Here is a 14,321-nt window from a genome sequence, read left to right as displayed (position 1 = left end):
CACGCACATATTATACATTATTGCGAATAATATGCAGTTTTTGTTTATGAAAAGCATAATTATTGTGCAGATGTACCGCATGAGTATCTTTGTATATTCAATAATCGTATAAAAGGCTGTTGAATTTGTAGGGTTATCGTGTATAGTTATACACATTAATGCAAATTATAGATTCTTAGTACATACATGAGGAGAAGAACTATGTTTAAATCTATGAAGCCTGTTGCTATTGTTGCATCTTTAGTAATGATTGGCAGTATTGCTGCATGTGGACCTGCTGATTCTAAAGAAGCAGACCCTGATGTTGCTCGTAGCTATGATGTAAGTCATGTGCAAAAAGATGATGCTGTTGCAGCCTTGGTACCAGCACCAGTTGCAAAAACAGGAGAGTTAACTGTTGGTGTAAACGTAAGTTATGCCCCTGCAGAATTCTTTGCTGCAGACGGTAAAACTCCTGTAGGTTACGAAATTGATTTTTCGAAGGCTCTTGCAAAGGTCATGGGCTTAAAAGCAAAAATTATGCATGCTCAGTTTGACTCAATTATTCCAGCAATAGGAAGCAAATATAATGTCGGTATTTCTGGTTTTACAGTAAATGCTGAACGTATGAAGTCTGTAGACTTTATTACTTATGCAAACGCAGGTTTGTCTTTTGAAGTGCGTAAGGGAAATCCTACTAAAGTAGATCCAAAGAACCTTTGTGGCAAGAAAGTAACTTTGGAAACTGGAACTGTTGGCGAACCTATTATGGAAGAAGCAAAGAAACAGTGCGCAGCTAAAGGAAATAAGCCTCTTGAAATCATGAGTTTCAAGGAGCAAACTGACGCAACTACTGCACTTCTTTCCGGTCGCGCTGATGTTATGTATGCAGATACTCCTGTTGCAGGTTACGCTTCAATTAAAAATCCTGGAAAGCTTGAAATTTTGGAAAACAGCAAGGATTCTGAACCAATGGGAGCGGCTGTTAAAAAGGGTGATGCAGCGATGCTGAAGGCTGTAAAAGCTGGCATTGATAAGCTTATGAAGTCCGGCGTCTACAAGGATATCTTGAAGAAGTGGGGCGTTGAAGATGTTGCTATTGAAAAGTCTGTAGTTAATCCAAAACTATAAAACTTTAGCTATGAAACTTTAGCTATCAAATAATTGAATAATTATCTAAAATGATATTGTTAATCTGAGTCGTGATTGAATTCTCGGCTCAGATTGTTTCTTTACTTTGCTGTTTTTGTATAAACGTACTTATTGGAGCATATTTTGAATTCTTTAATTGGTAACTCTGCTAAGAGCAAGTCCGGAGTAGCTAACTCTGAACGTATTTTGCCAGTAAAAAAGCCAGGACCTATTATTGCCGGAGTCATTGTAGCTGTAATAGCATGTTCGCTTCTTTACAGTATTATTACTAACCCTCGTTTTGAATGGCAAGTAGTCGGAATATATTTAATAAGCGATAACGTGCTTTCTGGTATTGGCTGGACGTTACTTCTTACGCTAATTGCTATGGTAATTTCAATCGTGTTTGCGGTAGGCTTAGCGATGATGCGCAAGTCAGTTAATCCTGTGCTTCGTGGCGTAAGTTGGTTCTTTATTTGGTTTTTCCGTGGTACTCCTGTTTATACGCAGCTTGTATTTTGGGGCATGTTTGCAGTGCTTGTGCCGAGAATTAGTATTGGCATTCCTTTTACTTCTGTAGAATTTTGGTCTATTGATTCTAATGTAATTATGACTTCTCTTACTGCTGCTGTAGTTGGTTTGTCTTTGAATGAATCCGCTTATTTGTCGGAAATCGTTCGAGCAGGATTGGAAGCCGTTGATAGTGGACAAGTTGAAGCTGCTAAGGCTCTTGGAATGGGTAGAGCTTTAACTATGAGGCGTGTAATTCTTCCTCAAGCAATGCGTATTATTGTTCCTCCGCTTGGTAACGAAACAATTGGTATGCTAAAAACAACTTCGTTAGTTCTTGCAGTTCCGTTTACTCTTGAATTGCAATTTGCTACAAATGCTATTGCTAACCGTATCTATAAACCAATTCCGCTTCTTCTTGTTGCGAGTATTTGGTATTTGATTATTACTTCCATTTTGATGGTTTTGCAATACATGCTCGAGAAGCATTTTGCTAAAGGTTTTGAAGCAAGAGATATTGTAAAGCATGCTCAACTTAATACTGATTCTGATCAGCGCGGCGATCAATCATTAGATGCTAAACGGAAAAATGTTAAAGGACGAAATGATGCTGCTATGCTCGGATTTAATGCTTAAATAATCGCATAATAGCTTAAATTTTAATATTTTTCTTTGTAAATTTTAAATTTTGCATGAAATAAACAAATTGGATGTGAATAAATGGTAGAAGCAAAATCTAATCTTCCTGCGGTTGCTATTAACGATGTGCAAAAATCTTTCGGCCAATTGCATGTACTTAACGGTATTAATATGACAGTGAACCCAAGTAGTGTAACAGTTATTTTGGGTCCGTCCGGTTCAGGAAAATCGACATTATTGCGTTTAATTAATCAACTAGAAACTTTGACTGCAGGAAGTATAAGTATTTATGGCGAGCGCATCGGTGTAAAGCAAGTAATGCATAAAGGTGAGAGATGTCTGCAGGCTCTTAACGACAAAGAAATTGCTCAACAGCGTGCGAAGCTTGGCATGGTATTCCAGCGTTTTAATTTATTCCCTCATATGACGGCTTTAGAAAACGTTATGGAAGCTCCTATTCATGTTATGCATATGAAAGCTCAAGAAGCGCGCGATTTAGCTATTGAAGAACTAAAGCGAGTTGGCATGGATGAGCGTATGAACCATTATCCTGCAGAACTTTCAGGCGGTCAGCAGCAGCGCGTTGCAATTGCTCGCGCTCTTGCTATGAAACCGGAAATTATGCTATTTGACGAGCCAACATCTGCGCTAGATCCAGAGCTTGTAGGTGAAGTGTTAACCGTTATGCGAAATCTTGCTAAAGATGGCATGACTATGATTGTAGTAACTCACGAAATTGGTTTTGCGCGTGAGGTTGCAGATCAGGTTGTGTTTATGGATGGCGGTGTCATAGTTGAGCAGGGTAGTGCAGATATTATTACTAGTCCGCAAACTGATCGTTTTAAAGATTTCCTAAATCACGTATTGTAATTTACGTAAGAAACACATCTTATTTATGTAGTTTTGCGTAGTTTTTGTGTGCTTCTCTGGCGTGCGCTCGCTCGCATAACGTACAATAGAAGATTATGTGTGGCATTGTAGGATACGCAGGTTTTGGAAAAGTTTGTGCAAAACCTTTAGAAGTTTGTTTAGGTGGGTTAGAGCGTCTAGAATATCGCGGATATGACTCTTCGGGCGTAGCTTTAGTTGCTCCTGGGATGAAATGTGCGACTGTGCGAAAGAAAGCTGGTCGTTTATCTGTTCTTCGCAACGATATTGATGCAAATCCTATGCCTGAGGCGAGTGCAGCTATTGGTCATACTCGTTGGGCTACTAATGGTGCTCCTTGTGACATTAATGCGCATCCTCATATTAGTGCAGATGGCAAAATCGCGCTTATTCATAATGGCATTATTGAAAATGCTGTTGTATTAAAAGAGCAGCTTCACGAAGAAGGATACGAATTTTCTTCTCAAACAGATACTGAAGTTGCTGCAAAATTACTTGGTAAAATTGCGAATGATATTGTAGACGAAACTGGCAAGCCGGATTTATTTACAGCTCTTCGTCGTACTGCAAAAATGTTAAAAGGAGCTTTCACATTACTTGCTGTTGACGTTCGTCAGCCAGGTATTGTGGCTGCTGTTCGTCACGATTCGCCGTTGGTTGTAGGTCTTGGAGACGGTGAATATTTCCTTGGCTCTGACGTTGCAGCTTTTGTAGCTTATACGGATCGCGTTTTGGAAGTTGGTCAAGATCAAGCTGTGTGCATTGGAGATGTAGATGGCAGCGGCAAAGCATCTTTGCTTCTAACTGATTTTGACAATAATATTGTTGAAAATCCTACTTGTTTTACAGTTGACTGGGATGCGTCTGCTGTAGAAAAAGGCGGTTGGGATTCCTTTATGGATAAGGAAATTCATGAGGATCCGCATGCTGTCGCTGACACTTTGCGCGGGCGTTTTGACGCTCAGGGAAATATTGTTCTTGACGAAGTTCATATTAGCCAAGACGTGTTGCGCGCAATTGACAAAATTATTGTTGTTGCTTGCGGAACTGCAAGTTATGCCGGATTGGTTGCAAAATATGCTATTGAGCATTGGGTTCGTGTGCCTGTAGAAGTTGAATTAGCGCACGAGTTTCGCTACCGTGACCCTATTTTGACGCATCGAACATTGGTGGTTGCAATATCGCAGTCTGGCGAAACAATGGACACTCTTATGGCTTTGCGTCACGCGCGCGAGCAGGGAAGTAGGGTTCTTGCAATTTGCAATACGCAAGGTTCTAGCATTCCGCGCGAATCTGATGCAGTTCTTTACACGCATGCAGGTCCCGAAATAGCAGTTGCATCTACTAAAGCTTTTGTTGCGCAAATAGTTGCAGCTTATATGCTTGGTCTGTTTTTGGCGCAAGTAAAAGGCACTATGTATCGCGACGAAATTCAGCAAATCGTTGCGCAATTAAAAGAGATGCCGGATAAAATTCAGCATGTACTTGATACACAATCTGAATCAATTATGAAAGCTGCTGAGCATACTCTGGAAGCTAAATCTTTCCTTTTCTTAGGTCGACATGTTGGCTATCCTGTTGCACTAGAAGGTGCGTTGAAGCTTAAGGAAATTGCGTATACCTTTACTGAAGGTTTTGCTGCAGGTGAGCTTAAGCACGGTCCTATTGCGCTTGTAGATGAAGGTGAGCCGGTAGTTGTGATTGTGCCATCTTCTCGCGGTCGTGATGTGCTTCATGCGAAAGTTATTTCTGGAATTGAAGAAGTTAAAGCGCGCGGAGCTTTCACTATAGCTGTTGCCGAAGAGGGTGATCCGGATGCTTCTCGCTATGCCGATATTGTGTTCTGGCGTCCTAAATGTGCGACTTTGCTAAGTCCTCTTGTAGATGTAGTTGCATTGCAATTATTTGCAATGGATATGGCAAAGTTAAAAGGTTATGATGTTGATAAGCCTCGTAATCTTGCAAAGTCTGTAACTGTTGAGTAATCGCATAACAACGTTGAGTAACATAAAGTAACGGATGGCAAATCTTATGTCTGCATTTGCAAGAATTTTGCAACAACGCAATCATTTTTCGCGCTTGCTTCTGTCGATGCTTTGTGTTTTTTCTTTGCTATTTTCTTGCGGATGCGGAACTAAAGATTCTAGAACTCAAATTAGTGTTTGGTCTTGGGAACCAAGCATGAAGCGACTTGCTGAAGAATTTGAACTACATAATCCGGATGTTCATGTAACTGTAAAAGATACTAGCGGATATAGCAATCTTAATAGCGCTATTCAAGATGGCTATGGTATGCCAGATATTGTTCAATTAGAATATTTTGCTCTTCCGCAATATGCTGTAAGTGGACAGCTTTTAGATATTACTGATCGTGTGAAAAATACTCGCACTTTCTATACTCCTGGAACATGGTCTTCTGTGCAACTTGGTGGACGTGTTTACGGTTTGCCAATGGATTCTGGCCCAATGGCTTGGTTTTATAATGATGACGTGTTTAAGCAGGCTGGTGTAGATGCCACAAAAATACACACTTGGGAAGATTACCGTCATGCTGCTCGTAAGCTTAAAGATATCGGTGTGTATATTGCAGCAGACTCAGGTGACGCAAGTTTCTATAACGCTATGATTTGGCTTGCAGGTGGACACCCGTTTATGACTTCTCATGATGGGAAAACAGTTACTGTTAGATTGAGTAAAGATAAGGGTACTGAAGAGTTCACAAAGTTCTGGCAATCAATGATTGATGAAGGCTTGATTGACATTAGAACTACAACTTGGAGTCAACGCTGGAAGAACGGTGTTGGAGCTGGAAAAATTGCTTCTGTTTTCTCAGGAGCCTGGATGCCGTCTTTGCTTCTGGAAAATGTGCCTGGAACTGCAGGATTGTGGAAGGTGACGAATGTGCCAACTATGCACGGAGAAAAGCGTAATGCAGAAATGGGCGGTTCTTCGTTATCTGTGCTTAAATCGAGTCGTAAGCCTGAAGCAGCAATGCGATTTGTGAATTTTGTATGCCATGATATGCATGGAATTCGTACTCGTGTCAATGGTGGAGCGTTTCCTGCAGATGTTGTTACGCTTAGAGATAAGTCATTTTTAGATAGAGCTACTATTCGTGATTCACGAGGCATTGATATACCTTATTTTGGCGGTCAGAAGTTTAATCGTGTATTTGCAGATGCCGCTAATCGCGTGGATACGGGATACAGGTATTTACCTTTTGAAGTGTACTCGCGAAGTGATTTTAGAGCAACTATGGGTCGAGCATATGACTGGAGTGTTAAATCTTTAGCTAGATTAAACGTGCAAGCCATGATTGATGCTGGTGTTACTCAAGATGATGGAAGTAAATTGTGGCTTCCAGATGATCCTGGTAAACGTATTTCTTTAAAAGATGGTCTTTTATTGTGGGAAAAAGATCTTCAAGAATATGGTTACAATCAAGGATTTGTAGTTAGATAATTTCGTAACTTATTACAATTAAGTGATTTCATAAAAGCAGCTTAATTTTGTATAAATGTAAGATTATTAGCAAAAGTAGTATAAATACAATAGGATAGTATACATACACATACAATACGTGCGCACGTGATTGCAGATTAACTTAATTAATCCGTAAATGCCAATATAGGAAGTAGGCACACATGTTATTAGCAGTAGACATTGGTAATACGAATATTGTGCTGGGTTTTTTGGAAAATAACCGAATTGTTGGCACTTATCGTATGACAACAAAGTCTAATCATACATCAGACGAGTATGGCATTATGATTGCGCAATTTTTGCATTTAAGCGGATTTACAATAAACGATGTTGAAGATGTTATCGTTGCTTCTGTTGTGCCGAAAGTTATGCATTCATTCCGCGCTAGTATTATCAAATTTCTTCATATTGATCCTATGATTGTAGGCCCTGGTGTTAAAACCGGTATGAATATTCGTATTGATGAGCCAAGAACTCTTGGCGCGGATTGTTTAGCTGATTGCGTTGGTGCGTTTAGTGAGTATGGAGGATCTGTACTAGTTATTGATTTTGGTACGGCAACAACTTACAACTATATAGATAAAAGTGGTGCTATTACTTGCGGACTTATTTGCACAGGTATTCGTACTGCAGCTGCGGCACTTTGGGATAACACGGCTCAGCTTCCAGAAGTGGAAATAGCTAGACCGCAGTCTGTTCTTGCAAAATCTACTAAACTCGCAATGCAAGCTGGATTATATTACAGCTTCTTGGGTGGAATTGAGCGTACAATTGCACAGTTTAAAACTGAAATAGACGAGCCATTTAAGGTAGTTGCTACTGGTGGCTTGGGTAGGCTTTTTGAAAATGACGTGCAATCGATTGACTATTACGATCCGGATCTTATTTTCAAAGGTATGGCTGAAATTTATAAGCGCAACCTGCGGTAGTGCGGTAGTGCGACTTTGGTGCAATAGGTTGTTATATAAATTTGTTATATTATTCTTTCGGGTTTAGGCGTATAATGGTGGATGGTTGTGTGTAAAGATTGCGTTCGCCGGTGAACCGTCTTGGGTATGTATTTTTTTGCATACTGTTTATGCGCTGGCTGTGGATTCGTTCACATTTGAGAGGAAGTTTGATGATGAGTAGTAGGAAACATCGTATTCTTTCGACAATTGGTGCCGTTTCATGCGTAGTCTCTATGATTTTAAGCGTAACTGTGCTGCCTGCGATAGCTTATGCCAACGTAACGAAGAATCCATTGTTTGTTGCTGCTATGGCTGCTGCTGCCGAGAATAATAGGGGTCAAAATAAGTCGGGTGAAGGGGGATCTAAAAAGGGAGTTCAAGGGGAAGCTGGTAAAGGTACTGGTAAAGAAGTTAAAGGGGATAAGGCTAAAGGGGTAGATAAAAAAGAAGGAAACAGGGCAGCTAAAGGGGAAGCTGTTAAAGATAATGAAGTAGTAGACAATAAAGGTAGTAAGGGGAATGGTGAAAATCCTAATGGGGGGGGGCTGTAGATAACGGCAGTGCTGGCAAAGATGCTGGCAAAGATGCTGGCGATGCTGCCGGGAATGCTGCAAAATCTGGCAAAGACGCTAACAACGCTGACAACAAATCTGCCAAAAAAGATGGAAAAGCTGGCAAAGATCGCAGCGCGGGTGGTGTTGAGAAATTAAGCCTAGATGCAGTTAAAGCACTTCCTGCTTGCGTGGCTAGTGTCATGGCAACTAATGCAGATGGAACAATCAGTACTCTTTCAATCGAACCTCCATCCGGAGAAAACAAGTGTGCTGTTAGTGCTGATCAACGCAGTGATGAGTTTGGTAAAATTATAAATGAAATAAAAAAACTTGCTCCTACAGATAGCTCGTTTGGTTTTTACGGTGGCAAAGTGTATGCGTACGGGCGTTTGTCAAAATTGGACGGGAAGAATTATGTAGGTCTTTTTTCAGGGAAAAATATTAGTAACATTGATAACATCGAAAAGTTTGATATAAGTTATGTTACAGACATGTCCCACCTTTTTAAGGATTCCTCATTAACTGATTTTAGTTTTTTGAGTAGCTGGGATGTGAGCAATGTTACGAACATGCAAAGCATGTTCGAGGGGTGCACTGGTTTAGAAGATATTAGCGGTTTGGCTAATTGGAAGGTTGACAATGTTACGAATATGGAGGGCATGTTCGAGGGGTGCACTAGTCTGAAATCTCTTAAAGGGTTGGAAGATTGGGATGTAAGCAATGTTAGAAGTATGTCTGGAATGTTCGCGTCTATTATTAAGAACCAAAATCAACATGATGCTTTGAATCCAGTAGACGGGTATGCAGGTGAGATGGCGATTGATTCGGTTAAACCTTTAAGTAAGTGGAATGTTGGCAATGTTATGAACATGAACAGAATGTTTGAGGGTTGCGCCAGCATAACAGATTTTACTGGTTTGGAAGGTTGGGATACGAAAAGCGTTGTGGCAATGATTGGTATGTTCGAATACTGCAAGGGTATTAGTTCGCTTGGATTTTTGAAAAAGTGGACTGTAAAGAACGTTGAATATATGATGGCAATGTTTGCGCTGTGCGACAAGATTAAAAATACTGAGGGCCTAGAAAATTGGAATGTTAGTAACGTTAAAAAAATGGGTGACATGTTTGCAGGATGCTCTAGCCTCGATAGTATCAGTGGATTATCTAATTGGAATACAAGCGGTAAGAGCAGTACAAGCAAATTAACTAGCACGTATAGAATGTTCTATAACTGCAGTTTTCTTTCTGATCTTCAACCTTTGAGCGGTTGGAATGTTGGCAGTGTTACTGACATGCATGACATGTTTAACAATTGCGGCAGTCTTACTGGTCTTGAACCTTTGAGTGGTTGGGATGTTGGCAGTGTTAAGAACATGAACAGCATGTTCATCGGTTGTAATGGTTTAACTAGTCTTGAGTCTTTGAGTAAGTGGTTGAATGATAAGAGCAGTGTCACGGACATGAGTAGCATGTTCAGAGATTGTAATAGCTTGAGTGACCTTAAAGGTCTAGAAAAGTGGAATGTTAGTAATGTTAAGAACATGAGCGGCATGTTCAGTGGTTGCGCTACGGATATCTACGGTTCCGGAGATGATCCTAATCCTATTGGTATAAAAGGATTGGCTGATATAAGTGCATTAAGTGATTGGAATGTTCGCAGTGTCACGGACATGAGTAGCATGTTCAGAGATTGTACTAACTTGAGTAACCTTAAAAGTCTAGAAAAGTGGAATGTTGGCAGTGTTAAGAACATGAGCGGCATGTTCAGCCATGAGATTAGCGGTTCTGATTTTGATAAGCTGACTGATATAAGTGGATTGAGTAAGTGGAATGTTAGCAATGTTGAGGACATGTCTAGCATGTTTGCATATTGCAAAAAACTTACTGGCGCTGCAGATTTAAGCAAGTGGAATATTTCAAAAGTTACGAATCTTAGTTCAATGTTTTCCAATGCAGGAGCAGAAAGCGGCGACAGTCTTATATTAGATTTCAGCGATAAGGCTTTTACAAAATCGGATACACCTGTATACACGGATGACGAAGGGAAGCAGCGTTACTTTTCTGTTGATAGTATGTTCAGTGGTTTTAAAGGCACGCTGATTGCGAATAACTTGAAGTCTAGTGGTTTTGAGAATAATCCTGATGATGATCCTATCGCAAATTTTGCTAGTGGTTACATATTCTCCCTCGATGAGAATGGTCACAGCAATAATATAGTCGTAACTAATAATGTTACGATTTTAGATACAATTTCAAACGATGATGATCTTAAAAAGATTGCATACTACATTCCTGTTAAAGCCAAGCTAATGGAGCCTGGCGATATGAAAAATGACAATATGACATGTGATTGCAATATAGATTCGGGTGGTACTACTTATACTTACTATGTTCCTGCACTGTATAATTCGAGTAATTTAGAGAAGAAGCAGGATGAAAAATCGCAGGATTATGCGTACAGAATTGTAAAAAATAGTTTCGCTTCAAAGTTTAGAAGTGCTATAGATTCTCAATCGGGCGAAGTTATTGGTGGTGAGGAACCTGGTGGAGAACCTGATGGAGGAGAAGATTCTAATTCTGGCTCGCGTAGTGCAAAGTTGAAATCGCGTGTAGGGAAATCGCGATCCGCAAGAGAATCGCGATCTGTAAGTGATGGCAGTGATGAAGAAAGCGGAGAACCTGGAGGTACCGAGGAACAGGGCAGTACTTATAAGATTTGGTTTAAGAAGCCAGCCAGAACAGGAACTAACTGCGACTGGACAGAACTTAGCGAAGGTGCAGATGTTGCTGCGTCTGATAATCAAAAGTCGCCTTTAGTGTTCTTCACTACAATGTACTATTTGGAGACCTTTGTTCAGCCAGTGCCTTTGCCTCATACCGGCGGCCAGTCGGCTATTATGTTCACGTTCTTGTCTATTGGACTGTTCTCAATGTTCGCTGTTGCTGGGGCATTTGGTCGTCATGGATGGGTTGCGTCTGTGCTTCCAAGCTCTGCTTTAGCTGGGTTTTCGAAGGCTTTTGGTGGCGGCGCGCTTGATATTGCTTCTGGTGCTAAGCACTGCTTCGCGCATCCTGTTGTAAGTGGCTCGATGATTAAATCTGCTGTAAGTGCGGCAACCGGCTTCTTTGCTCGGTTCCGAAGTGACGATTCCACCTTCGGCAAGCACAACAAACAGCGCTAAATCGCAGCGCAAGCAAAACACAACCGAATTCCCAATGAACTACCACACAAATCTGTCCTGCCTTCGTCAATTGAGACTAAGGCAGACCTCGCTTGCGTTGAAAGCACACTGTGATTTCAACGCTTAGCAACTCGCAGCGCTACTCGTTGAATACGTCTGAGTGTGTTCCCGTGCGAGAAAGCACAAATACCACATCATCGTTATCTATGCGATATATAAGAAGCCAATTTGGTTTTACATGGCATTGCGGAATCCTAAATAGTTGCCTGTAAGTGCGTGGTCACAGTATCTTTCAGCAAGTTTCTCTTGCGACGCAATCATTCGCACGACGCTATCTAAGAGACTTATATCGTATCCTCGTTTTTTGATTCGCTTAAGATCTCTTTTGAATGAATTTAATAATACGACTTTTAGACTCATTTTAGTGCGTCCTCCAATGCTTCGGTAACATTGTCGTAGCGCTTGTACTCTTCTGGATGTGCTTTCATGTAGTCGTATTCCTTAAACGCGGCGATTGTTTTTTTATTGTATTTTGGCTGTTTTAAGTCGAAGGGGAGTCCTTCTACCATAAGTGACTTGTGCAAGAACATGTTTATTGCTTCGCTAAGAGTTATGCCGAAGCTTGCGAATAATTCTTCTGCCTGCGCTTTAACATCCTTGGTGACGCGCACGTTGATGCTTGCGGTTTTCGCTGCGGTTTTTGCTGCTGCTGGGGTTGCTGTTGCTGTTGTAGTTGCGCTGATTGCCATAATATGCTCCTTGATTTTATACTTATAATTTTTGCTTCTATAAGCGCGTTAGTTTTCTTGACTCGTTAATTTTGTTTAATTTTGATTTGTTTTTTTTTAGCTCTTTTATATTCATATATCAACTTTTATTACATTCTATAATGTGTTGCACTGTTATACAATATTATATAAACGTTTTACACTGTATTACGATTGCATTACGTTTGTCGTGCATGTATACGTTTACTGTGCAAATTACATAAAATTCAAAGTTTTTGACGTCCGCGTTAAAAACTTTGTTGCTATTGCAGATTGCGTTCTGCGTGAGTAACGTATAATGCCAATTTTTAGTTACTAGCGCAGTATGCGTTCTGCGTTAGTGTCTGATTTTACCGGTCTTCGGGCACTGGTGCAGATTGAGCACTGCGCGAGTGTCTGTAATCAAAAAGCCTCCGCAGATATTGCTACTGCGAAGGCTTTTTGTATCGGTGCGCTTACGAATCAGATTACAAATCCAGGAAAAGCTGGTGGATTCGCGTATCGTTGTCAAGCTCCGGGTGGAAGGATGTGCCGATTTGCTTTCCTTGGCGCGCGGCGACAACATGACCTTCTACAGTTGCAAGAGCTTTGGCATTAGAGCCTACTTCTGCAATGTAAGGTGCGCGAATAAACGTCATCGGCACATTGCCTAGCTCACCAAACTCAGCCTCGCAATGGAAGCTTCCGAGCTGACGTCCGTAAGCATTGCGCTTAACTGTTACGTCTAAAGTGCCAAAACCGTTTACTTCGTCACCTTCCACGTTTTTCGCAAGCAAAATCAAACCTGCGCAAGTGCCAAGAACAGGCATTCCTCCTGCAATGCGCTCACGCAAAGGTTCGAGCATATTTTGCTCACGAAGAAGCTTAGCTTGCACAGTGCTTTCGCCGCCCGGAAGTACTAAGCGGTCAAAAGACTGCTCCAAGTCGCGCGCTTGACGAAGTTCAATAACGTGTGCGCCTAATTTTTCAAGCATTAAGCGATGTTCAAGAAAAGCACCTTGAACAGCTAAAACTGCTACAGTATGAGCGGAGTTATCAGTATTGGTAGGTGAGTTTGACAAAATTACTCGCCTCGCTCAGCCATTAAAAGCTTGATTTCCTGCTCGTTAATGCCAACCATAGCTTCGCCCAAGTTTTCGGAAAGCTTAGCAATCATCTTGGCGTCCTTGTAATTAGTTACAGCTTTAACGATTGCTGCAGCACGCTTTGCTGGGTCTCCAGACTTAAAGATACCGGAGCCAACGAATACGCCTTCGGCACCAAGCTGCATCATTAAAGCAGCGTCGGCTGGGGTAGCAACGCCGCCGGCTGCGAAGTTAACAACAGGGAGCTTGCCGTTTTGTGCAACGTATTTTACGAGTTCGAAAGGCACGCGCAAATTTTTGGCTTCTTCAAAAAGCTCATCCTCGCGCATGCTTGTAAGCTTACGAATTGCGGAATTCATCATGCGCATGTGACGCACAGCTTGAATCACGTCTCCAGTTCCTGGCTCGCCCTTAGTGCGAATCATGGAAGCGCCTTCGTTGATTCTGCGCAAAGCTTCACCCAAATCCTTAGCGCCGCAAACGAAAGGCACAGCAAAATCGCGCTTATTGATGTGATACACGTCGTCGGCTGGAGAAAGCACTTCGCTTTCGTCGATGTAGTCGATCTCGATAGCCTCAAGCACTTGTGCTTCAACAAAGTGACCGATACGGCATTTTGCCATAACAGGAATAGACACAGCCTCTTGAATGCCGTGGATCATAGCCGGGTCGCTCATACGAGAAACGCCGCCTGCTGCACGAATATCGGCAGGAATACGCTCCAAAGCCATAACTGCGCATGCGCCAGAATCTTCAGCAATTCGCGCCTGCTCTGGGGTGGTGACGTCCATAATTACGCCACCCTTAAGCATTTGCGCCAATTGGCGGTTCAATGCTGTACGGTCTTCGCCGCTTTTATTTTGCGGATCCGAGGATTCGTTCACAGTTACCGTAGTATTCAAGTTCTCAGCCATCATTCCTCGCTTTAGTTTTAACATATGAGATACGTGTATGCATCTTAATATTTCGTGAATTTGCGCGCTTCTACGCTGTAATCTTATGTCGATTATTGCGTACGTTTGCAAGTTTACGTTCTGTTGGAATTTAACCACATTCGTAGGATATATCTCATATGTATTGGTATAAAAATATTACAAAAATATACAAAATATGATTTGATTTTTTGGACGCGCCATAGGTGAGACTGGCTTGT

12 protein-coding genes and 1 pseudogene are annotated in these 14,321 nt (G+C 41.5%); 9 read left to right on the top strand and 4 right to left on the bottom strand.

What is annotated here, in order from left to right:
* Positions 1-201 precede the first annotated feature (201 nt).
* The 9 genes from K9E37_RS01705 to K9E37_RS01665 all read left to right on the top strand — a co-directional run bounded on the left by K9E37_RS01705 (position 202) and on the right by K9E37_RS01665 (position 11,316).
* Positions 202-1,110, top strand: a complete 909-nt coding sequence (locus K9E37_RS01705) for an ABC transporter substrate-binding protein (RefSeq protein WP_004108432.1) — start codon at positions 202-204, stop codon at positions 1,108-1,110.
* Between the two features lie 144 nt (positions 1,111-1,254).
* Positions 1,255-2,256 carry an amino acid ABC transporter permease gene (locus tag K9E37_RS01700; protein WP_012914378.1) on the top strand — a complete coding sequence of 334 codons (1,002 nt, stop codon included), beginning with the start codon at positions 1,255-1,257 and terminating at the stop codon, positions 2,254-2,256.
* Between the two features lie 84 nt (positions 2,257-2,340).
* Positions 2,341-3,129, top strand: coding sequence for an amino acid ABC transporter ATP-binding protein (locus K9E37_RS01695; protein ID WP_076002971.1), 789 nt, complete (start codon positions 2,341-2,343; stop codon positions 3,127-3,129).
* 95 nt (positions 3,130-3,224) lie between these two features.
* Positions 3,225-5,132 carry a glutamine--fructose-6-phosphate transaminase (isomerizing) gene (glmS, locus tag K9E37_RS01690; RefSeq protein WP_076002970.1) on the top strand — a complete coding sequence of 636 codons (1,908 nt, stop codon included), beginning with the start codon at positions 3,225-3,227 and terminating at the stop codon, positions 5,130-5,132.
* Positions 5,133-5,178: 46 nt separating this feature from the next.
* Positions 5,179-6,609, top strand: a complete 1,431-nt coding sequence (locus tag K9E37_RS01685; protein WP_076003173.1) for an ABC transporter substrate-binding protein — start codon at positions 5,179-5,181, stop codon at positions 6,607-6,609.
* Positions 6,610-6,791: 182 nt separating this feature from the next.
* A complete protein-coding gene (locus K9E37_RS01680; protein ID WP_012914375.1) occupies positions 6,792-7,559 on the top strand; it encodes a type III pantothenate kinase in 768 nt (255 codons plus the stop codon).
* A 191-nt stretch (positions 7,560-7,750) separates the two neighbouring features.
* A complete protein-coding gene (locus K9E37_RS01675) occupies positions 7,751-8,131 on the top strand; it encodes a hypothetical protein (protein ID WP_248893459.1) in 381 nt (126 codons plus the stop codon).
* Positions 8,132-8,140: 9 nt separating this feature from the next.
* Entirely contained in the window at positions 8,141-8,290 is a 150-nt protein-coding gene (locus K9E37_RS01670) for a hypothetical protein (RefSeq protein WP_231130940.1), read from the top strand.
* 44 nt (positions 8,291-8,334) lie between these two features.
* Positions 8,335-11,316: a BspA family leucine-rich repeat surface protein gene (locus K9E37_RS01665; protein ID WP_248893457.1), complete on the top strand. Its 2,982-nt coding sequence runs from the start codon at positions 8,335-8,337 to the stop codon at positions 11,314-11,316.
* A gap of 139 nt (positions 11,317-11,455) precedes the next feature.
* Here the strand turns inward: K9E37_RS01665 and K9E37_RS01660 are convergent.
* From K9E37_RS01660 to pdxS, 4 genes and pseudogenes are all read right to left on the bottom strand, one after another.
* A pseudogene (locus tag K9E37_RS01660) lies at positions 11,456-11,736 on the bottom strand (type II toxin-antitoxin system YafQ family toxin).
* Positions 11,733-12,065, bottom strand: coding sequence for a type II toxin-antitoxin system RelB/DinJ family antitoxin (locus tag K9E37_RS01655; RefSeq protein WP_248893456.1), 333 nt, complete (start codon positions 12,063-12,065; stop codon positions 11,733-11,735). The pseudogene K9E37_RS01660 and the gene K9E37_RS01655 overlap by 4 nt, the downstream one beginning before the upstream one ends.
* A 485-nt stretch (positions 12,066-12,550) precedes the next feature.
* Complete coding sequence (gene pdxT / locus K9E37_RS01650) at positions 12,551-13,144, bottom strand: pyridoxal 5'-phosphate synthase glutaminase subunit PdxT (RefSeq protein ID WP_004108408.1); 594 nt, start codon at positions 13,142-13,144, stop codon at positions 12,551-12,553.
* A 2-nt stretch (positions 13,145-13,146) separates the two neighbouring features.
* On the bottom strand, positions 13,147-14,082 hold the full coding sequence (gene pdxS, locus K9E37_RS01645) for a pyridoxal 5'-phosphate synthase lyase subunit PdxS (RefSeq protein WP_076002965.1): 936 nt from the start codon (positions 14,080-14,082) through the stop codon (positions 13,147-13,149).
* Between the last annotated feature and the right edge of the window lie 239 nt (positions 14,083-14,321).

Source organism: Gardnerella swidsinskii (genome assembly GCF_023277705.1).
Classification (GTDB): domain Bacteria; phylum Actinomycetota; class Actinomycetes; order Actinomycetales; family Bifidobacteriaceae; genus Bifidobacterium; species Bifidobacterium swidsinskii.
The sequence above is the reverse complement of the archived record's forward strand: the minus strand, read 5'-3'. Positions and strand labels throughout refer to the sequence as shown.

Coding starts and splice junctions, on each gene's coding strand:
- K9E37_RS01705 (WP_004108432.1), top strand. CDS start 202: ATGTTTAAATCTATGAAGCCTGTTGCTATTGTTGCATCTTTAGTAATG.
- K9E37_RS01695 (WP_076002971.1), top strand. CDS start 2,341: ATGGTAGAAGCAAAATCTAATCTTCCTGCGGTTGCTATTAACGATGTG.
- glmS (WP_076002970.1), top strand. CDS start 3,225: ATGTGTGGCATTGTAGGATACGCAGGTTTTGGAAAAGTTTGTGCAAAA.
- K9E37_RS01685 (WP_076003173.1), top strand. CDS start 5,179: ATGTCTGCATTTGCAAGAATTTTGCAACAACGCAATCATTTTTCGCGC.
- K9E37_RS01680 (WP_012914375.1), top strand. CDS start 6,792: ATGTTATTAGCAGTAGACATTGGTAATACGAATATTGTGCTGGGTTTT.
- K9E37_RS01675 (WP_248893459.1), top strand. CDS start 7,751: ATGATGAGTAGTAGGAAACATCGTATTCTTTCGACAATTGGTGCCGTT.
- K9E37_RS01665 (WP_248893457.1), top strand. CDS start 8,335: ATGGCAACTAATGCAGATGGAACAATCAGTACTCTTTCAATCGAACCT.
- K9E37_RS01655 (WP_248893456.1), bottom strand. CDS start 12,065: ATGGCAATCAGCGCAACTACAACAGCAACAGCAACCCCAGCAGCAGCA.
- pdxS (WP_076002965.1), bottom strand. CDS start 14,082: ATGGCTGAGAACTTGAATACTACGGTAACTGTGAACGAATCCTCGGAT.